We start from the raw sequence: 18,853 nt of genomic DNA on the forward strand, positions 1-18,853 counted from the left end.
ATGAAGAAGAGCCGGAGTTGTCAGATGAGGAATTGCTTGGAAGTAACTCAGCCAAGGTCAATGACCCAGTTCGGATGTACTTGAAAGAAATTGGGGTCGTTCCTCTGTTGACCAATGAAGAGGAACAAGAATTGGCCATTCTGGTAGAACAAGGGGACCTGGAAGCCAAGCAGCGTCTAGCAGAAGCCAACCTTCGTTTGGTTGTTTCCATTGCGAAACGCTACGTTGGTCGTGGAATGCAATTTTTGGATTTGATCCAAGAAGGAAATATGGGCTTGATGAAGGCCGTTGATAAGTTTGACTATACCAAAGGGTTTAAGTTCTCAACTTATGCGACTTGGTGGATCCGTCAGGCCATCACTCGTGCCATTGCAGACCAAGCCCGCACCATTCGAATTCCTGTACACATGGTGGAAACCATCAACAAGTTGGTTCGTGAACAACGCAATCTCTTGCAAGAATTGGGACAAGACCCAACGCCTGAACAAATCGCTGAACGCATGGATATGACGCCTGATAAGGTGCGTGAAATCTTGAAGATTGCCCAAGAGCCTGTTTCTTTGGAAACGCCAATCGGGGAAGAAGACGATAGCCATTTGGGAGATTTCATCGAAGATGAAGTGATTGAAAATCCAGTAGACTACACCACTCGAGTGGTTCTACGTGAACAGTTGGATGAAGTCCTCGATACTTTGACAGATCGGGAAGAAAACGTGCTTCGTCTCCGCTTCGGTTTGGATGATGGAAAAATGCGGACCTTGGAAGATGTGGGGAAAGTCTTCAACGTGACCCGTGAACGGATCCGTCAAATAGAAGCCAAAGCCCTTCGCAAACTCCGCCACCCAAGCAGAAGCAAACCATTGCGTGATTTTATTGAGGATTAAAAATGTCCGGGGGACATTTTTAACCCGAGCCGAGAAATTCGGAAGCGAGGAATGTCCGGGGGACATTTTTAACCCGAGCCGAGAAATTCGGAAGCGAGGAATGTCCGGGGGACATTTTTAACGGTCGCCTAGAAATGAAGAAGCGACCTAGGTCCAGTGGACATTTTTAACGGTCGCCAAGAAATGAAAAAGCGACCTAGGTCCAGTGGACATTTTTAACGGTCACCAAGATATGAGAACATAGCAAGGTTTAGTGAGTTTTATAAACCTAGTATATCGAATGATAATAGCACAAAAAGGAAGTAGCAAATGGCTTATACAACTGAGCAAATTGAAGGAATTAAAAATAAAATCTTAAATGCTTTGGAAGAAGTAATTGATCCGGAACTAGGGATTGATATTGTCAATTTAGGTCTAGTCTATGAGATCCATTTTGACGGAGAAACTGGAGCAACCATCATTGATATGACCTTGACGACCATGGGGTGCCCATTGGCAGATCTGCTAACGGATCAAATCCATGATGTTTTAGCAGAAGTAGAAGAAGTAACATCGGTGGATGTGAAGTTGGTCTGGTACCCTGCTTGGACGGTTGAAAAGATGAGCCGTTATGCACGGATCGCACTTGGAATTAGTTAAAAATTCTATTCATCAAAATAAATTAGAGGTTAGGGGCTTCCCTAACCTCTGATTTGTTTACACCTGTATTCTTGAGCAACCATTTACAAATTATTAGTAAATTTTCAGATAAAGTTGCAATCATCAAAGCGACAAGGTATAATAACATAAATAGAAAATAAAGGAGATTTACATGAATCAGTATCCTTTGGTCTACTTGGACCATGTGACAAAGAATTATGGGCATGAAGTTGCTCTCATGGATGTTAGTTTAAATATCCAACCTGGCCGTATTATTGGTCTCTTGGGCCCTAATGGTAGCGGGAAAACAACCATCATTAAACTGATTAATGGTTTGTTGCAACCAAGTCTTGGAAATATCTATATCCATGGACAATTACCTTCCCCGGCGTCTAAAAAAGTTGTTTCTTATTTGCCAGATACCACTTACCTGAATGAAAACATAAAAATTAATGATGCTATTCGTTATTTCCAAGATTTTTATACAGATTTTAACGTACAACGTGCTTACCAGTTGCTCAACGATTTGCATTTGCATCCAAATCAAAAATTGAATACACTCTCAAAAGGGAATAAGGAAAAAGTGCAATTGATTTTGGTGATGAGTCGTGAAGCTGACTTGTATGTTCTTGATGAACCAATCGGTGGAGTTGACCCAGCGGCGCGTGATTATATTTTGCGGACCATTATTCAAAACAGACGTCCAAACTCTTCAGTCTTAATTTCTACTCACTTGATTGCTGATATCGAGCAGGTTTTAGATGAAGCTATTTTCATCAACCAAGGAAGAATTCTTTTGCATGAAAATACGACCGTTTTACGCAATCAACACGGAAAATCAATCGATGAGATCTTCCGTGATCAATTCCGTGTTTATTAGGAGGAACCCATGTTTGGTAAATTATTAAAATACGAATTTAAGTCAACAGGGAAATGGTATTTGTTAATCACCCTGATTGCCTTGGGAATGTCAGTCTTAGCAGGAGTATTTGGTGGAAATAGTAGCACAGATATTCAAAATTATGGGACTAATACCCGTGAAGTGGTTGAAGGGATCTTTGCACTGATTCTTGTAATAGGGATCGTAGGTCTCTATCTCAGTAACTACTATATTATTATTCGTCGTTTCTATACGAACCTATATGGACGTGAGGGATATTTGACGTGGACCCTTCCGGCTAGCCCACATGCGATTCTCTTATCTAAATTTTTTGGGGCTTTGATAGCCAGTCTCTACTGTCTATTTCTTCTCTTTGTTAGTGGATTTGTTACTCTGTTAGTTATGGGTTCTGTGATGGGAAGAGAACTTACTCCAGTATTTACTCTTTTATCTAACATTTTTGGAGATTCCTTTATTATTTGGTTGATTGTATGGTGGATCTTTACAACAGCTTCAGGGATCTTGATGTTTTATGTGTCGATTGCACTTGGGCAACTGTTCCAAAATCGTCGAGGCCTTAAAGCTATTTTGTTTGGTTTCCTCTTGTGCCTTGTTTTAAGTATTATTGGTTCGATCTTTAATCCTTTCAAAGATTCTGTGAATGTCACGTATGCTTTATTGATTGGAAACTCCGATTATATTGATATTAACTTCATTCCAGGTCTCATTTATGAAGTCATTAAAATTGTTTCTATGTACTTCACCATTCACTATATCAGCAAGTACAAGTTGAATCTTCAATAAGTACAGCAAATTGAGCAAGGAACTTCCCAATGGAAGGTTTCTTGTTCAATTTTTTCTTTTGCATTTTTAGCTAGATTTTGATATACTATTTGTATTCGTTTTGGGGTCGTTACGGATTCGACAGGCATTATGAGGTATATTTTGCAACTCATCTAGCGGATGTAAAACGCCAGTTAAATATAACTGCAAAAAATAATAATTCTTACGCTTTAGCTGCCTAAACACCAGCAGGCGTGACCCGATTCGAATCGCTCGTGTTTGATGACAGGTCTTTATTTTAGCGAGATACGATCTAACTTTGTCTAGGAGTTAGATAAGAGAGTGATAGACTCGCAGGTACAGGGCTTGAGTTATGTGTCATGTAGCTGTTAAAATAAGACATAACCTATGGTTGTAGACAAATATGCTGGCAGGTGTTTGGACGTGGGTTCGACTCCCACCGGCTCCATATATACTTTCTAAAGTTTTCTAAAAGTTTCTAAAACGTTGTAAAAACAACGTTTTTTGTTTTATACTTTCTATTCCTTTTTGAACCTTTTTGAAACCGGCAGACCCAAAAACAGACCCTTTTTTATCCAAAGGGTCTGTTTTTTGTTATTTGTTTAAAAATCAATATAGTTTGCGAATTTCTCACCAATGTCATCCTTAGCCTCTCTGGTGATGTGCGTATAGATGTTCATGGTTGTTTTTAAATCTGAGTGTCCAAGTCTATACTGGACCTGTTTGAGTGTCATTCCAGCTTCGAAGCATAGACTGGCATGTGTATGTCGGAAGCCGTGGATCCTAATAGGACGTACATCCGAATCTTTGACAATTTGTTGTAGCCATTTCCGTGGTAGTGTTCCTGGTATTGGTTTTCCAAATTCATTCTCAAAGATAAAAGTAGTAGTAGGATTCATTTTTCTCCACTCTGTGAGTAGTTCACTTGTCTTTTCGTCCAAGCTGATCAATCGGTTGCTACTTTTGTTTTTTGTAGGACCGACAGATTCCCCGCCAAATCCTCTTGTGATGGCTTTGTTTATGCTCAGAGTGTTATTGGTCCAGTCTTCCCATTTGAGGGCTAAAACCTCCCCTTTTCGAGCTCCTGTAAAGGCTAGAAGACGAAAGAGGACTTTCTTTCTCAGTTCATCTGTTTTGTCTACTAACTCAAGGAAAGATTTCAGTTCCTCCTTGTCGTAAAAATCGCTATCTGTATCTACTTGCTTTCTGACAAGCGTTGTTACACTCTCAACCGGATTGGTGGAGATGTAGCCATGTCTGATAGCGTACTTACATATGTTATTCATCAAGCCTTTCATTTTACGTCCATAAACAAGTTTTTTGGACCATTCATTGACTTGTTCCTGAAGTTGCAGAGGAGTGAGAGTAGAAATCTTCTTATCTCCTAAAGTCGGATAGATATGATTTTTTATATTCCGTTCGGTCTTGATATAGGTGCTATCCTGTACTGTGTCAGCATATTCTTTGAGCCATTTTCCAGCGACTTCCTCAACAGTGATTTCCTTGACAGTGATTTCCTCGCTATTTTCAAGGTCAGCTTGAAGTTGGAGAAGTGCTGCTCTTGCTTTGGCTTTTGTCTGGAAGCCCTGACGCTTCACATACTTATCCTTTCCATTCTCTTTACCGATATAGACCCGGAATTTGTAGGCAGTATCGCCATTTTTCTTTTTATATGATTTTATTTCCATTGAATTTCACCTCATTTCCTGATAAAATGGGTATAAGAAAAGGCCCTTTTTAATGGCTTTTCTTATCACAAGTTTCCTCACACTCAATTTTTGGCGAAGGCGAGTGTGGGGATTTTTTGATTACTTAATTATTAAGTATCTTCATCTCTCCACCATGCTCTTGAGCAATTGTTGTTTTATCTGCATCAGAAACTTTAACTATTAATTCAGGAATATCTTTCTCTGGGTTAATTTTATAGTTGTTTTCTTTTGCCCATTTTTTAAACAGCTCATTTTTTTGTTTAAAGAATGAATTGGCAAGATAGATTTTACGGCTTACACTTTCATATTTCCACGCTTCACCAACACGGACAGAAACATTAGTAGAATTTCCACCTGTAGCAAATTCAATTTTTTCACCATTATTTAAGACTTCAGCATTTTCTCGTAAATAAATTGCGAACTCTTCCCCAAGTTTATCCGTCATTTTGAATGTGTTGTTTTTTATAGTAGCAGAAGTTTCCGTACTACTTGTAGTTTTTGATTTTGGTTTAGTTAAAGAACTTATACCGCCAATAACAACCAAAATAATAAATATAATAAACCAAACTTGTTTATAAAAAGGCTTACTTTTTTTCATTAGATCCTCCTATTTAACTAATTAGTGAATTAAACTCGTCTTTAACCATCGTTTCATTAGCGATGGTTTTCAGACTGTATTTCTCCATAAAATGAAGATAATTAAAATCCCTAATATCATCCATTAGCTTCAATTCTTCTTCAAGCAAATGATGAATCATGCTTCTATCAGCTTGTAATTCGCAAAGCTCCCTATTCAACTCATACTGAATAGGAGTATGTTCTTTATGCCCTAATTCATGAAGAGCTACTTGTTTTTGATCTTCTACTGACAAATTAATGTCTAGGGCTAGAATATTTAGAGCAGGATTGAAAAATCCAGGACTGTGCCAATTACTTCCATCAAAGTAGCAGAGATTTACGCCTTCTTTGGCACAAAGCTCTTGTACTGTCATATAATGTACCTCTATTTATTTTTTAAATGAGCCTCAAGAACAGCAGTGATGAAATCAATATCTTCTTCTGTAAGTGGTTTTCCATCAAACAGCATGGATTGAGCCGCAATATCACGCAGATCCAATGGTGCAGAAGCATAACCATGGTTTGCGATATTCGGGTTATTAGTTCTTCCCAATAAGTAGTCTGTAGAGACATTGAAATAATCAGCAACCTTTTCTATTTTGTCACCGCTAGGCATAGAGCTTCCCCATTTCCTTAAACTACCATTGCTGAAATCTAGCTTTCTTTCTAGTTCAGCCATGGTCATCTGATGAGTAGCTGCCAATAACTTGATTCTATCAAGTAGACTCATTTTTTCCTCCTTTTTTAAAAAAACTTACAAAAAATGTAAAATTTTCTATTTTATCTGTTGACAAGAGGAAAATTTTCTATTATACTATTCTTGTAAGTTAAATTCAAAGCTATAAATAAGTTTTACACATATCAACGTGGTCCGCCAAGACAGTAGATATCAAAACCTATTTAGTAGTGTTCTTTTCTATACCCTAATAGTAGAATATTTTCTATTATTTGTCAATAAAAAAGATAATTTTCTTATAAAATTTTCCAAAGAAAGGAGAAAAAGATGCTATATGACAAAATTAAAAAAATAGCAAAAGAAAACAATATTTCTATTTATCGAATAGAAAGAGATCTGGATCTTAGCAATGGAAGCATCAGAAAATGGAATTCGAGCATTCCGCTTTCCCAAACATTGAATAAGGTCGCTAAATATCTTGGTGTATCAATAAGCGACTTGATGGAGGAATAAAATGAATGAGATTTTTAATTTTAACGGAAAACAGGTCCGCACAATAATCTTAAACAGTGAACCTTATTTTGTTGGAAAAGATGTTGCGGATATTTTGGGATATTCAAGAGCAGACAATGCAATAAGAAGTCATGTTGATGATGATGATAAGCTAATGCATCAATTTAGTGCATCAGGTCAAAATCGAAATATGATAATCATTAATGAATCAGGTTTGTATTCATTAATATTAGCGAGCAAATTACCACAAGCGAAAGAGTTCAAAAAATGGATTACAAGTGAGGTCCTTCCAGCAATACGGAAACACGGGGGATACCTTACAGATAGCATGATTGAACAAGCTTTGCTAAATCCTGACACGATCATTAGATTAGCAACAGATCTAAAGCACGAACGGGAGAGAAACAGCCGTCTGGAAATTGAGTTGGAACAAGCACAGGAACAGGCACGCTACTTGGATTTAATTATTGAAAGCAAATCTGCTGTTGTCATTACTCAAATAGCTGCTGACTATGGAATGAGCGCTATTAAATTCAATCAACTTTTGAACTCTTTAGGAATCCAACACAAAGTGAATAATCAATGGATTCTATACAGAAAGTACATGGCTAAAGGATACACGGATAGCAAGACGATTGAAATTTCTGGTAGGGTCAGAATGCAGACAGTATGGACTCAAAAAGGCCGGCTGTTCTTGTATGAACTATTGAAAAAACATGACATTCTACCATTGATTGAACAGGAGTAACGGGAGTGAAACTAAATAAAAAAGCCCTTTATTGGGCTGTGAGTAATAGTTTAAAAATCATGAATCTCTTCTTTCGATAGATTTTAGGTTAGATTCTGGCAAATTATTATAAATTTCATTAATTCTTTTAGGTTGGCTGATTTGATTCTCAACAATTAAATTAATAAATTTCAGTAGTGAAGAAGCTAGTTGAGCATTATCTGACAGGTCTATTTCTCCAGGGTGAACAGCATTGTTCCCGATAACTCTGACACTATCAAGCATTTGTTGAATTCGTACTGGTAACCCTTTTGAAACAAGATCAGCAATTTTTGAATTCAAATTATTCCCGTCCGCTTCTAAATGATCTACTAATTTCTCTATTGCTAAGCGTGAAAGAGCAGCAGACGATCTAGGAGAAGCTTTCAAAACAAGACAAGCTTCATCATATATTCTTTTAACATCCTCTGGCATATCTTCATTTGCTTTTGGAAGATCAGGAGTAGTGAAAGGATACAAAAGAAGTTCAGGAGAATCTTCCCCAAAAAATTCTGTAGGACTAGAAATTATATTTGTTAACTCCTCTGTTAACCATATAGAAACCTCTTCACACCCTTGACACTTTGCCAAAATTAAATATTTACCAACATGTAAAATATTCGCTTGATGATTCGAAAAATTCAAAATTTCGTATTTCCAATCATGCACAGCTATTCCATTACAAAAAGGGCAAGAGAATGGACGAGAGTGCCCGCCATCTCCAGCAAGATAATTTATTGAATCAATATCAAATTTTTGCATATTAACCTCTTATATTTTTTACATTTATTATATCAAAATTTGAAAGGACGTGATGAAAACAATGCAATATCCTATTCTAAATCAAATAACTCAAACACATAACGAGAACTATATTAATCAACTCTTTGAAGAACTTGTATCTCTAAACATCAAAGCAATGGAAGAAGCTAAACGCAGAACAAGCAGACAGATTACATGGGTGTCCATCAAAGAGTTGCAAGCATCTACTGGCTGGGGAAGAACCAAGCTGGAAGAATGGCGTGATCAAGGGAAATTTCAATTTCAACAGTCCGGCAAAGGTGGGAAGTATCTGTATAATTTGGAAGATGCTCAGCGATTCTGTCGAAGCTTGCAAAAATAAAAAAGCGCCTTGAGAAAGGCACTTTGAAAGAACTATAAACTAATTATAACACAATTTGAAGGAGAAGAAATGGATCCTATTAAAAGATTACTAAAATTGATGGATTGGCAAGATGCCAATAGGACATTAAAAGTAGAAGAAAAAGCCAAATTGATGAAATTGCCAGACAATGAATTTGAAAATAAACTCCATCAGATGGCTCTGGATTTTAAGAATGATGGGGTGATTAGAGTATGAGCTTAAAACAATTAAAATTTACTGTTTTATCACTTACAACACTATTCTTATTATTTGCAGGCGCAACAATGAAAATTATGTACGAACAAGAACAGCACATCAAGGATCTAGAAAATGCGGTCCAAATGAACTTTGAAAGTACAGGTCATTGGGCCGAAAGTATCGAAAAAATCAAAGAGACCAATAAGGCTCAAGATGTGATGATCAACAAATTCAACCGGGAACTTTTCCCGCAAAAAGAAACAAAAGAGGTAGAAGAAAATGACAACAATTGAAATTATTTTAGCAGTAGCTCTTGTAACATACATTTTACTTTCAGTATTCACAATCTATGTGATGCGTGAAGTAATCGTTCGCCAAAAGACTAAAATGAAGTATTACAAATCAGCAAAATATCAGCGTGAAATGTGGAATAAGAGAATGTCAGAAATTCATCAAAAAAGAACAGTGAAAGGAATGTCTGAACTATGAACGACAATGTAAAAAATCCAAAACATTACCAAGGCCGGAATGGCATAGAAGCAATTGATGTTCATCGCAATTTCATGAATGATGAACAGTTAACAGGATATCATTTGGGTAATACCCTAAAATACCTCCTTCGCTATCGCAAAAAAAATGGGATTGAGGATTTGGAGAAAGCAAAGGTTCACATGGATTGGTTGATCGAGAAAGAGAAGGCTATAATGCTTCAGCTAGAGGCATCGAAAAAGGTAGAAGAAGCATTGTCAAAGACAGATGCATTGATTGGAGGTAAAAATGATTAATAATGTTGTACTTATCGGCCGCTTAACTCGTGATGTAGAACTACATCGAACACCTCAAGATCAAGCGGTTGGACAATTTACACTTGCTGTAAATCGAAATTTTAAAAATCAAAATGGTGGATATGATGCAGATTTTATCAATTGCGTGATTTGGCGGAAATTAGCGGAAAACTTCGCAAGCTGGATCAAGAAAGGAAATCTGGTAGCAATCACTGGCCATATCCAAACCCGTAATTATGAGAATCAGCAAGGTCAACGTGTCTATGTCACTGAAGTTGTTATTGATAGTTTCAGAAGCTTAGAAAAGCGTGACAATTCAGCCAACCGGAACTCTATGGATGAGCAAATGCCTCCTTCATTTGAGAGTAATCAAATGAATATCCCTGATGATGGTTTACCATTCTAGAATGGAGGAATGAAATGTCAGATAATAAGAAATACTACTATCTGAGAGTGAAAGAAAATTTTTATGACAGTGATGAAATGATTATTTTGGAAAGCATGCCAGATGGTTTTCTATACTCTAACATTTTGATCAAACTCTATCTGAGGTCATTGAAAAACAATGGTAAGTTGATGTTCAATGATCGAATCCCATTCAATTCTGAAATGCTTTCAAAAATAACAAGGCATCCTGTGGCAGTAGTAGAAAAAGCTGTCAGCATTTTCAAGGAAATGAACCTAATTGATGTTTTGGATAATGGCGCCATTTTTATGCTAGACATTGAATCATTTATTGGAAAATCGAACACGGAAGCTGATAGAAAGCGTGACTATCGCAGAAGAATTGAGAAGGAAAAACAAAAAATATTGTTGGGACATTTGTCCGGACAAATGTCGGACGAACATCCACCAGAGTTAGAGATAGAGAAAGAAATAGAGATAGATATAAAGAAAGATTTAGATAAAAATACGCTCAAAATCATCGTAGATGAATATCAGTCTCGTATTTCACCAATTGATGGAATCCAATTTGAAACTTTAAAAGAATTCATCACTCTGGATGGTATGGAACCAGATGTAGTTTTAAAAGCTATCAGTTTGGCCGCTGACAATGGTAAAAGAAATTTCAGCTATATTAGAGCTATTTTGCAAAATTGGAAAAACGATGGATTGTTATCAATTGCAGCAGTAAACGAACGAGAACGGAAGTTTCAGGAAAGCAAAACAAAAGGACAACCAACAAAGCAACAATCAAACGTTCCAGATTGGTCAAAACCAAATTATACCAATCAAACAAGTGATCAAGAGAAAAAAGCTTTGGAGGAAGCAAAAAATAAAATGCTACAGAAATTAGAAAAGGATGGGAAGTAATGTTTATTTTAAAACATGGATCAAAACAAGCAAAACCATTTGTAAAATCTGTAGTGATTGGGACCACTGGTTTGGATGTCTCTTTCTCTGAGGAAGCGAAAGCAATGAAATTCGCATCTCGTGGGGTAGCTATCCAGGTAGGAAATGCTTTAAGAAAGTCATTCGGTACATTCTATCCAGTAGAAATTGATAATTGAAAAAGGAGTTGTAATGTATCATGGCAGGCTACACCAAAAATCAGATAGAACATTTCAAAGAGCAACTCAAGCTCTTAATGAAAAGCCATAACTTAACAGCTAGAAAATTATCCGAAGAAATAGGCTACTCAATGAATACAATAAGCAGTCTATTGACTGGCAAAATAAAAGTACACGAACGTCACATACTACTGATTTGCCAATATTTTCAAATCGGAGAGAACTCTCTCATGGGTGATGCAGATGAGTTAGCTGATTATAAGCTATATGAGAACGGACGTTATTTATGCACCGGATCATTGAAGAAGTTAAGCAAAATTACAGGGAAAGATAAATTGCTATTGAAATTCTATGCAGATTTAAACAAAAAAGGCAAAGAGACTGGCAATCTAAAACTTGTGAAAAAATAGAAAGAGGTAAAAATGGAGAATTTAATTTTAAACAAAGTAAAACAATGGTTTATTGATCGAGATCTAGAAAACGGGGGCCGGCTAGATAAACAGTCCTTAAAATTAAGTGAGGAATTTGGTGAGTTATGTGCAGGATTCTTGAAAAAGAATGAAGCACTAACAAAAGACAGCATTGGTGATTGTGCTGTAGTAGTTGTAGGTTTAGCATTGCTGATCAAAGAGGATGTACAGAGCATCTTTAAAGAGTCTAATAACATTAGACGAAAAGAAGCAATGGACTGCTTCAAACTGCTAAATGCCAATATCAGTGAGTTTCAACTATCTCAAGATTTAGCAAGTAAAAAAATGTGTCGCCACAACCTTGTGCGCATTGTAGCCTACTTGAAATCAATCGGAAATATTTTAGGATATGAATTCCTGGAATGTTTCAAAGGCGCCTATAACGAGATCAAAGATCGCAAGGGTAAATGGATTGATGGATCATTCGTAAAAGAAGAGGATTTGCCACATGAATAAGCAGGAGTTAATTGAGAGTATCAATCATTTACCTTCAGATTGTAGCAGACCAAGACCGATGATTGATAAATTAACAACGTTGGAATTGATTAAGTTGCTAGACGAAACGCAGGAAGTAGAGATCCCAATGTTTGTGGCGGATTTTATCACAGAACAGAAAAAACTAAGTCATACGCTGTCCTACTCAATAGATGCATGCATGTCTGATATAATTGCAGAATGGTATTGGGATAATTCTGAACTCTTTGTCCGTGCTTGGCTGGACGGTTACACAGTCGAGGAAGATAAGCAGTATGAAGTGATATTGTGTAATGGACAGTCGTTGAAAACTGTGTACAGACAGGGTGAGGATCGTCTTGATTTTGAAAAAGTGTATGGCGATCTTGAAAGATTTACTAGAAAACAATTAGAAGAAGCCGGCTTTGGTTGGGTGTTTGATTGTCCGGGAATTTGGATCAAGGAGGTGAAAGAATAATGCCAAATTGGGCCGAAGGATCTCTTAAATTAAGAGGAAAAAGCGAAAATATTGCATCAGCATTGAAAGAAATGCTATTAAACGACACTGTGACACTAGAAGATAAATGGGATGGCGCTCTACTTATATTCAACAACACAGCTCCCTATTTTTACATCAATGGAACAAGACGAGCGTTTATTGATAAAAAGCAAATAGAAGTTTGGTTTGAAGAAGAATTTTGTACCGTTGAACTGGATAATTTCAAGCAAGCATGGAGTGCTATTCCAGAAAATTATAAAAAAATTTCAAGCAAGTTTGATGTTGACATTAAAATTTTTACATTTGAGTGTGGCATGGAATTCACTCAGGAAATTGAAATTACAAAAGGTGAAATTACCAAAGATATTTGTTATGAATACGATGAATATCAGTGGGAGGTCCCTTTTAGTAATTTGGGAGGATAAAATGGATAATCGAGAGTTGATAGAACGAATAGAAAAATTAGATAGACTTAATGGAGATAGATTCAACATTGAAAAAATAAAAATCATTTCCCTTATTGAGCAACTTGAAGAATCGCCTAAAGCCGTAATACCGCAACCAGTAGCAGATTGGATTGAGTTCTGTAAAACCAATAACATGAGTTTGCGTTCAGCCTATTATCCATTCTACAATTTCCCAGAAAATTCATCTAATGTCTATGAATGGGACTTGATAACATGTATAAAATGGGTCCGTTCAAATTGGAATTTATTTGTGAGAGCTTGGAAAAACGGTTACGATATTGAGAAAGAAAAGCGGTATCTTGTGAAAGCTAAAGGAGTGTACTTAAATAGCTGTTTAGTTTTTGACAAAGGAAATAAAAAATGGTTTTTTTCTTCAATCTATGAGATAGATCATCAAATAGGACACCACACCCGCAAAGAACTAGAAGATGCTGGGTTTGGGGAAGTATTCAACAGCCCACTGTTTGAAGTTGAGGAGGTAGAAGGATGACAGAAACACAGAGTGAAGAACGATATAAAATATTGAAGTAGGGGAAGAGGTAGAAATATGATAAAAAAATTATTGATTACAGTTTTTGTTTGTTTGTCTTTTATAACACTATCGGGGTGTGGAAATAAAGATATTCTTGGAACAACTTTTACTTTCAAATACGCAAAAATTAGACTAGTTGACGGACGAATTGTCGAAGGTGAAGTAAAGCAATGGGCAAAATATGACGACCAAGATAGCGTTCGTGTGACTTTTGAAAATGGCGAGGTATATTACACTCACTCAAGCAATGTAATACTGTATAACAAATAGATGGGGATTAACATGAATCTACAAAATTTTATCTATTTATTATTCTCAGCAGTCTGGCTCTTTGGTCTGATCTGGGCTAGCGTGATAGCTTTTAAAAACAGGAGAAAGAAATGAAGATGTATGTTGTAAGAAAGTATCACGGTCATTCAAGCTGGATTGATCCTAAACATTTAGCTGAATACACTGAAGCTTAATTTGAGACAAGACATGAAGCTCTTGCTCATTGTGAGAGACTAAAAGGGAAAGGGATAGTAGAAATCTATCAAAGAGAGGTTACTGAATGAAGAAATTAAACAACAGAGAATTGTTTAACCTTGATCAAGAATTATTCAATTATCGTGGAATTGACAGGGCAATCTGGACACGCAAGGCGGAATTGATGGCAAAGAACGGTGATGATATTGTTGGCGGTGGTAAGTCTGGAATCAGCAAACCAACGGAAAACACAGTCATGAAATTTGCTACTGATGTGACTCTGAAGAATCTTGAGCTGTTCAAAGAGACTGTTGAATCCTTTAAGAAGCAACTGACAGGAGAACAGCTTGACATCTTCTACCTAAGATGGGGACAAGCAAATCTTGATTGGGAAGAAATTGCAGAAAAGCAATTTGTCAGCAATGCTACAATTTACCGCAAGCGTGCTGGCATCTTGGAAACGTATGCCAGAATGAAAGGTGTACTATAAATTGAGAATATAAGTTATTGTATTCTCACACAAAATAAAATACTATAATCTTGTTCATGATAATCATATCATGGATGAGAGAGTCTCCTAATAGTGGTTAGGGAGTTAGCTCAAAAGGTTAGAGCATGCTGGCGGAAAACAGCAGATGCAGGTTCAATTCCTGTACTCCCAATTCCTTATGAAAATCAATTTTAATATAGAGAGGGGGAACCGTATGGAAGAGGTCTCACCTATTAAAGACACGGATGACATTCAAGCGATGAAAGACTATCTGAGAGAATGGAATGAAATGTATTACATGCTATTCATCACTGGTCTCAATACAGGCTTGCGTGTTGGTGATATCCTCACACTCAAAGTCAAAGATGTTCAGGGATGGCACATCAAACTACGAGAAAGAAAGACTGGCAAGCAGATTTCCCGTAGAATGACGAAAGAGCTGAAACGAGAAATGAGGAAGTATGTTGAAGGGAAGCCATTCCATCATTTCTTATTCAAGAGCAGGCAAGGAGGGAACAAGGCCATCACTCGTGAACGAGCCTATCAGATCATCCATGAGGCCGCTGAAGAATTAGGCATTGACAACGTGGGAACGCACACGATGCGCAAAACATTTGGATATAAATACTACAACAAAACAAAGGACGTAGGCACACTACAGAAGATGTTCAACCATTCGTCTCCAGCCATAACGCTGAGATATATTGGAATTGAACAAGCTGAACTAGATGATGCCTTGAGAAACTTTGTTATTTAATTTTTATATTTTTGACATTAACATAATGAGTTAAGCATAAGCTAGAAAAAGACAAACGAATGAAAGCCATATTCTAAAAGGATTTCAGAAACAAGGCGAGCTTAACAAAATATAAGATATGTGAAAGTGAGGAGTAAAATGAAGCTTGATGAATTTATAGGTGGACTAGAAAGAATATCTAATTTTGCGGATAAGGTGGAGATCTTTTCTCTTATTGATGATTTGAAGAAAATAAAAAAATCTCAGAAAGTCAAAGTTCCGCAATTTGTTGCCGATTGGTACAGAGAACATATGGACGATCTTGAGACGGCTTTATTTAGATGTGTCGATATAATTCCTAGAGTGTACGAAGATGGAGAATTAAACCAGTTCCAAGAATGGTTTATTAGTGGTGAAACCAAACCATTTCAAACACTGGTCAATATGCACCAGTTTGGCTACGAGATCGAGAAAGAAAAGCGGTATTCAGTAAAGATAAAAGGGGAAATTGCAGAAAACCTTTTAGTCTATGGATTAGGTATAAACAGATATTTTTTTGCAAGAACCTATGACAGTTCAAAAAGAAATGAACACACTCGCAAGGAATTAGAAGAATACGGGTTTGGTTGGGTCTTTGATTGTGAGGGTGTTGAAGTTAAGGAAGTTGAGGAAGAGGAATGAACAACAGTATGACGATAAAACAATACACAGATATTCCGTTACTAAAAAGTGCAGTAAATGAATTGAACATGGACATCAAGAATAATCCGGGTTTAAAATATGAGATTGTAGGATATTCAATTTGTAAAGATGAAACATTCTGCACAACCGTTTCAAGTATCCTTGTACATTGGGAAGGAACACCATTCCAAAAAAAATGAGAAAATAAGCTCTTGTTTTCTCACATAAAATAAAATATTATGATAGCATAGCTTTCAAGTATGAGAGGGACAGACCAAAGAGATTGGCTGTCCTTTTTGTGTGAGGAGGATTATATGTATAACAAAATTGTCAGACCTTCTTTGAAGACAAAGAAGTGGGAGAAGTTCAGAGATAAGATTCTAAGAAAACATAATTATCTTTGTCAGGAAAGTTTGAGGTACGGAATATCAGAACCGGCTGAAATGGTTCATCATATTTTTCCAGTATCGGAATATCCTGAACTAGAATTCCAAGAATGGAATTGCCTGCCACTTACTAACAAGCGACACAATACTTTTCACGACAGAACCAATGATAAAGTTATTGGTCAAGGAATTTTTTGGCAAAAGAAACGAAAAAGGGAATTTTTAAATTTTTACAAAAATCGAAAAAATGAAATTTTGTAAAAATCAAATTTTTGAATTTTTGAATTTTTGAATTTTTCGATTATCCCCCCCATCGAAAAAAATTTTTTTCGAGCATCTGGGAACCGGTGAAGGGAACTTTTTCCAAGTCGGAGGCCTCCAGACAAAAAGGGGATAAAAACTAAAGGGATTTTGGGAAGGAGGCCTAGTTTTTGGCAAAACCAGTCACAGCTAAATCAATCAAGTCAAAAGTCATCAAACAGATGAAAGAGCTTGGGACTTATCGCAAAGAATTTGACATGATCATTGACATCTTTTCAGGAATGCTATTTCAGTATCAGAAACTTGCTCAGGATTATGCTGATATGGGCTACCCTGTCACAGATGTCTATGTGAATAAGGCAGGGGCTGAGAATGAACGTAAGGTCCCCATCCTGACAGCGATGGAAATTCTACGGAAAGACATACTCAGCTATTCTAATCAATTGATGATGAATCCTAAATCACTTGGTGAAGTAGTGGAGCAAGACAATGGATCAGTTCTTACAGAGGTTCTGAAATTCAAGGATGAGATCAAAAAGAAACGAGTGAAATCCGATGGGTAACGTGGACAAAGCTAAAAAATACGCTCAACACGTTCTGGACCATCAGGAAGAGCATTGTGAAGAGAACATTTTGGCAGCATCACGCTTTCTGAGAGATTTAGACAATCCAGAATTCGAGATGGATGAAGACATGGTTGATTTTGTCGTTCATTTTATCGAAAACACAATTGTCCATCAGCAGGGTGATGATATGTTTGCGGTCTCAATCCGTAACAAGCCACTGTTACTTCAACCGTGGCAACATTTTGTTGTGGTCAATCTCTTTGGCTTCTACATTAAGGGAACAAATGAGAGACGCTTCAAAGAAGCCTTGATCATGCTTGCCAGAAAGAATGGCAAGACTTCCTTCACTGCTGCAATCGCTCTGGCTTATCAGATTCTAGATACAGATAGCGGTTCAAAATGCTATATCGTAGCCAATTCTGTCAAGCAAGCCTTGGAAGCCTTTGGATTCTTGAGGTTTAATGTTGAGCGATGGAATGACAAGAACATCCGTATTAAGGACAACAACCAAGAACACTCCATCACTGCCAATTTTGGTGAGGAGGGTTCATTCTTTATCCAAGCACTGGCCAATGATGAGAGCAGGCTTGACTCTCTCAATGGGAATGTCATCATTCTAGATGAAGCCCATACCATGAGAAATTCCAAGAAATACGGTCTTATGAAGAAAACAATGTCAGCATACCGGAACAGTATGCTTTTTGTTATTTCAACAGCCGGGGACATTCCAACAGGCTTCCTTGCTAACCGTCTAAAATATTGTCAGAAGGTGTTGAAAGAGCTAGTCAAAGATGATTCATTCTTCATCTTCATCTGTAAGGCCAATCAGGCAACAGATGGAGATGTGGGAGACTACTTGGATGAGAATGTGTTGAAGATGGCCAATCCTTCATGGGGTGTAACTGTATCACTAAAGGCCCTCAAGGAAGAAGCAGAACAAGCTTTGAATGATCCACAGACTAGAAATGAGTTCTTCAATAAGACACTGAATGTCTTCACAAACTCAATGAACGCTTATTTCAATCCTGATGAGTTCATTGCTAGTGATGACTGTTATGACTGGACCATTGAGGAGCTTGCAAAGCTTCCTATTCGCTGGTATGGAGGAGCTGACCTTTCAAGACTGCATGACTTGACCGCTGCTGCTTTATACGGTGTGTATAACGATGGTGAAAAAGATGTTGATATCTGTATCACACACGCTTTCTTCCCTCGTGTCAATGCTCAAAAGAAAGCCAATGACGATGGAATCCCACTATTTGGGTGGCAATCAGATGGCTGGCTGACTATGAGCAACACTCCAACAGTCCTCTATGATGACATTGTTAAATGGTTCATAGAGATGAGACAGAAGGGCTTCAAAATTGCCGCTGTCGGTATGGATAGGAAATTTGGTAGAGAGTTCATGCTCAAAATGAAGCAAGCTAAATTCAAAATGATTGACCAGCCTCAATTGTTCTATTTGAAGTCAGAAGGCTTCAGAAGGATTGAATTGAAAGTTAAAAATAAAGAATTTTATTATGTGCATTCGGACGCTTATGAGTATTGTGTCAGCAATGTCAGAGCCATTGAGAAAGTAGATGATGCTGTCCAGTATGAGAAATTGGACGGGGATGGCGGTACAGCAAGAATTGACTTGTTTGATGCAAGTGTATTCGCTTGTATTCAGGCACTTGCTAACCTTGGTAAGAATAAGAATGTGATGGCTTACTTTGATTAG

The 18,853-nt window shown here is 37.1% G+C and carries 32 protein-coding genes, 1 tRNA gene and 1 other RNA gene; 29 read left to right on the forward strand and 5 right to left on the reverse strand.

Annotation, left to right across the window (positions count from 1 at the left end):
* The 5 genes from rpoD to ssrA form a co-directional block, all read left to right on the forward strand.
* Positions 1–884, forward strand: an 884-nt coding sequence (gene rpoD, locus AB5Y61_RS04020; protein WP_368403249.1) for an RNA polymerase sigma factor RpoD, incomplete at its 5' end; no start/stop codon positions are given.
* A 309-nt stretch (positions 885–1,193) separates the two neighbouring features.
* Positions 1,194–1,523 (forward strand): metal-sulfur cluster assembly factor, encoded by a 330-nt coding sequence (locus AB5Y61_RS04025; protein ID WP_049483885.1) that lies wholly within the window; start codon positions 1,194–1,196, stop codon positions 1,521–1,523.
* A gap of 172 nt (positions 1,524–1,695) precedes the next feature.
* A complete protein-coding gene (locus AB5Y61_RS04030; RefSeq protein WP_049483884.1) occupies positions 1,696–2,403 on the forward strand; it encodes an ABC transporter ATP-binding protein in 708 nt (235 codons plus the stop codon).
* 9 nt (positions 2,404–2,412) lie between these two features.
* Complete coding sequence (locus AB5Y61_RS04035) at positions 2,413–3,207, forward strand: hypothetical protein (RefSeq protein ID WP_368403250.1); 795 nt, start codon at positions 2,413–2,415, stop codon at positions 3,205–3,207.
* Positions 3,208–3,309: 102 nt separating this feature from the next.
* Positions 3,310–3,658, forward strand: a transfer-messenger RNA (tmRNA) gene (gene ssrA / locus AB5Y61_RS04040).
* 151 nt (positions 3,659–3,809) lie between these two features.
* On the opposite strand, the gene AB5Y61_RS04045 is transcribed toward ssrA, so the two are convergent.
* The 4 genes from AB5Y61_RS04045 to AB5Y61_RS04060 form a co-directional block, all read right to left on the reverse strand.
* Entirely contained in the window at positions 3,810–4,895 is a 1,086-nt protein-coding gene (locus AB5Y61_RS04045; protein ID WP_368403251.1) for a tyrosine-type recombinase/integrase, read from the reverse strand.
* 124 nt (positions 4,896–5,019) lie between these two features.
* A complete protein-coding gene (locus AB5Y61_RS04050) occupies positions 5,020–5,514 on the reverse strand; it encodes a hypothetical protein (RefSeq protein WP_368403252.1) in 495 nt (164 codons plus the stop codon).
* A gap of 13 nt (positions 5,515–5,527) precedes the next feature.
* Positions 5,528–5,908 carry an ImmA/IrrE family metallo-endopeptidase gene (locus AB5Y61_RS04055; RefSeq protein ID WP_155167831.1) on the reverse strand — a complete coding sequence of 127 codons (381 nt, stop codon included), beginning with the start codon at positions 5,906–5,908 and terminating at the stop codon, positions 5,528–5,530.
* Positions 5,909–5,919: 11 nt separating this feature from the next.
* Positions 5,920–6,264, reverse strand: a complete 345-nt coding sequence (locus AB5Y61_RS04060; protein ID WP_368403253.1) for a helix-turn-helix domain-containing protein — start codon at positions 6,262–6,264, stop codon at positions 5,920–5,922.
* Positions 6,265–6,537: 273 nt separating this feature from the next.
* Here AB5Y61_RS04060 and AB5Y61_RS04065 point away from each other — a divergent pair, with 273 nt between their 5' ends.
* Positions 6,538–6,723 carry a helix-turn-helix domain-containing protein gene (locus AB5Y61_RS04065; RefSeq protein WP_070594941.1) on the forward strand — a complete coding sequence of 62 codons (186 nt, stop codon included), beginning with the start codon at positions 6,538–6,540 and terminating at the stop codon, positions 6,721–6,723.
* A 1-nt stretch (position 6,724) separates the two neighbouring features.
* Positions 6,725–7,471: a phage antirepressor gene (locus tag AB5Y61_RS04070; RefSeq protein ID WP_368403254.1), complete on the forward strand. Its 747-nt coding sequence runs from the start codon at positions 6,725–6,727 to the stop codon at positions 7,469–7,471.
* A gap of 57 nt (positions 7,472–7,528) precedes the next feature.
* Here AB5Y61_RS04070 and AB5Y61_RS04075 read toward each other — a convergent pair whose 3' ends face one another.
* Positions 7,529–8,251, reverse strand: coding sequence for a DUF4145 domain-containing protein (locus AB5Y61_RS04075; RefSeq protein ID WP_368403255.1), 723 nt, complete (start codon positions 8,249–8,251; stop codon positions 7,529–7,531).
* Between the two features lie 52 nt (positions 8,252–8,303).
* Here AB5Y61_RS04075 and AB5Y61_RS04080 point away from each other — a divergent pair, with 52 nt between their 5' ends.
* The 22 genes from AB5Y61_RS04080 (at position 8,304) to AB5Y61_RS04185 (ending at position 18,853) form a co-directional block, all read left to right on the forward strand.
* Complete coding sequence (locus AB5Y61_RS04080; RefSeq protein WP_368403256.1) at positions 8,304–8,612, forward strand: hypothetical protein; 309 nt, start codon at positions 8,304–8,306, stop codon at positions 8,610–8,612.
* Positions 8,613–8,681: 69 nt separating this feature from the next.
* Positions 8,682–8,849 (forward strand): hypothetical protein, encoded by a 168-nt coding sequence (locus tag AB5Y61_RS04085; RefSeq protein WP_368403257.1) that lies wholly within the window; start codon positions 8,682–8,684, stop codon positions 8,847–8,849.
* Complete coding sequence (locus AB5Y61_RS04090) at positions 8,846–9,124, forward strand: hypothetical protein (RefSeq protein ID WP_368403258.1); 279 nt, start codon at positions 8,846–8,848, stop codon at positions 9,122–9,124. The genes AB5Y61_RS04085 and AB5Y61_RS04090 overlap by 4 nt, the downstream gene beginning before the upstream one ends.
* Positions 9,111–9,320 carry a hypothetical protein gene (locus tag AB5Y61_RS04095; protein ID WP_368403259.1) on the forward strand — a complete coding sequence of 70 codons (210 nt, stop codon included), beginning with the start codon at positions 9,111–9,113 and terminating at the stop codon, positions 9,318–9,320. The genes AB5Y61_RS04090 and AB5Y61_RS04095 overlap by 14 nt, the downstream gene beginning before the upstream one ends.
* Positions 9,317–9,616: a DUF3310 domain-containing protein gene (locus AB5Y61_RS04100; RefSeq protein ID WP_256263201.1), complete on the forward strand. Its 300-nt coding sequence runs from the start codon at positions 9,317–9,319 to the stop codon at positions 9,614–9,616. The genes AB5Y61_RS04095 and AB5Y61_RS04100 overlap by 4 nt, the downstream gene beginning before the upstream one ends.
* Positions 9,609–10,022, forward strand: coding sequence for a single-stranded DNA-binding protein (gene ssb / locus AB5Y61_RS04105; RefSeq protein ID WP_368403260.1), 414 nt, complete (start codon positions 9,609–9,611; stop codon positions 10,020–10,022). Before AB5Y61_RS04100 ends, ssb begins: the two co-directional genes overlap by 8 nt.
* 14 nt (positions 10,023–10,036) lie before the next feature.
* Positions 10,037–10,930 (forward strand): phage replisome organizer N-terminal domain-containing protein, encoded by an 894-nt coding sequence (locus AB5Y61_RS04110; RefSeq protein WP_368403261.1) that lies wholly within the window; start codon positions 10,037–10,039, stop codon positions 10,928–10,930.
* Positions 10,930–11,127, forward strand: a complete 198-nt coding sequence (locus tag AB5Y61_RS04115) for a hypothetical protein (RefSeq protein WP_368403262.1) — start codon at positions 10,930–10,932, stop codon at positions 11,125–11,127. Before AB5Y61_RS04110 ends, AB5Y61_RS04115 begins: the two co-directional genes overlap by 1 nt.
* Before the next feature lie 20 nt (positions 11,128–11,147).
* Positions 11,148–11,537 (forward strand): helix-turn-helix domain-containing protein, encoded by a 390-nt coding sequence (locus AB5Y61_RS04120; RefSeq protein WP_061604983.1) that lies wholly within the window; start codon positions 11,148–11,150, stop codon positions 11,535–11,537.
* Between the two features lie 12 nt (positions 11,538–11,549).
* Complete coding sequence (locus AB5Y61_RS04125; protein ID WP_368403263.1) at positions 11,550–12,053, forward strand: MazG-like family protein; 504 nt, start codon at positions 11,550–11,552, stop codon at positions 12,051–12,053.
* Positions 12,046–12,528: a DUF1642 domain-containing protein gene (locus AB5Y61_RS04130; protein ID WP_368403264.1), complete on the forward strand. Its 483-nt coding sequence runs from the start codon at positions 12,046–12,048 to the stop codon at positions 12,526–12,528. The genes AB5Y61_RS04125 and AB5Y61_RS04130 overlap by 8 nt, the downstream gene beginning before the upstream one ends.
* Positions 12,528–12,974, forward strand: a complete 447-nt coding sequence (locus AB5Y61_RS04135; protein WP_368403265.1) for a hypothetical protein — start codon at positions 12,528–12,530, stop codon at positions 12,972–12,974. Before AB5Y61_RS04130 ends, AB5Y61_RS04135 begins: the two co-directional genes overlap by 1 nt.
* Before the next feature lies 1 nt (position 12,975).
* Positions 12,976–13,506, forward strand: coding sequence for a DUF1642 domain-containing protein (locus AB5Y61_RS04140; RefSeq protein WP_368403266.1), 531 nt, complete (start codon positions 12,976–12,978; stop codon positions 13,504–13,506).
* A 57-nt stretch (positions 13,507–13,563) separates the two neighbouring features.
* On the forward strand, positions 13,564–13,818 hold the full coding sequence (locus tag AB5Y61_RS04145; RefSeq protein WP_368403267.1) for a hypothetical protein: 255 nt from the start codon (positions 13,564–13,566) through the stop codon (positions 13,816–13,818).
* A 280-nt stretch (positions 13,819–14,098) separates the two neighbouring features.
* Complete coding sequence (locus AB5Y61_RS04150) at positions 14,099–14,503, forward strand: transcriptional regulator (protein ID WP_368403268.1); 405 nt, start codon at positions 14,099–14,101, stop codon at positions 14,501–14,503.
* Positions 14,504–14,602: 99 nt separating this feature from the next.
* A tRNA-OTHER gene (locus tag AB5Y61_RS04155) sits at positions 14,603–14,675 on the forward strand.
* 42 nt (positions 14,676–14,717) lie between these two features.
* Positions 14,718–15,260, forward strand: coding sequence for a site-specific integrase (locus AB5Y61_RS04160; RefSeq protein ID WP_049483908.1), 543 nt, complete (start codon positions 14,718–14,720; stop codon positions 15,258–15,260).
* Between the two features lie 138 nt (positions 15,261–15,398).
* Positions 15,399–15,920, forward strand: coding sequence for a DUF1642 domain-containing protein (locus AB5Y61_RS04165; RefSeq protein ID WP_368403269.1), 522 nt, complete (start codon positions 15,399–15,401; stop codon positions 15,918–15,920).
* On the forward strand, positions 15,917–16,120 hold the full coding sequence (locus AB5Y61_RS04170; RefSeq protein WP_347087750.1) for a hypothetical protein: 204 nt from the start codon (positions 15,917–15,919) through the stop codon (positions 16,118–16,120). Before AB5Y61_RS04165 ends, AB5Y61_RS04170 begins: the two co-directional genes overlap by 4 nt.
* Before the next feature lie 114 nt (positions 16,121–16,234).
* The gene (locus AB5Y61_RS04175) at positions 16,235–16,567 is read left to right on the forward strand and encodes an HNH endonuclease (RefSeq protein WP_195422979.1); all 333 of its coding nucleotides are present in this window, start codon (positions 16,235–16,237) and stop codon (positions 16,565–16,567) included.
* A 170-nt stretch (positions 16,568–16,737) separates the two neighbouring features.
* On the forward strand, positions 16,738–17,130 hold the full coding sequence (locus AB5Y61_RS04180; protein ID WP_195422981.1) for a P27 family phage terminase small subunit: 393 nt from the start codon (positions 16,738–16,740) through the stop codon (positions 17,128–17,130).
* Positions 17,123–18,853, forward strand: coding sequence for a terminase large subunit (locus tag AB5Y61_RS04185; RefSeq protein WP_368403270.1), 1,731 nt, complete (start codon positions 17,123–17,125; stop codon positions 18,851–18,853). Before AB5Y61_RS04180 ends, AB5Y61_RS04185 begins: the two co-directional genes overlap by 8 nt.

Source organism: Streptococcus parasanguinis (genome assembly GCF_040908565.1).
Classification (GTDB): Bacteria; Bacillota; Bacilli; order Lactobacillales; family Streptococcaceae; genus Streptococcus; species Streptococcus parasanguinis_AC.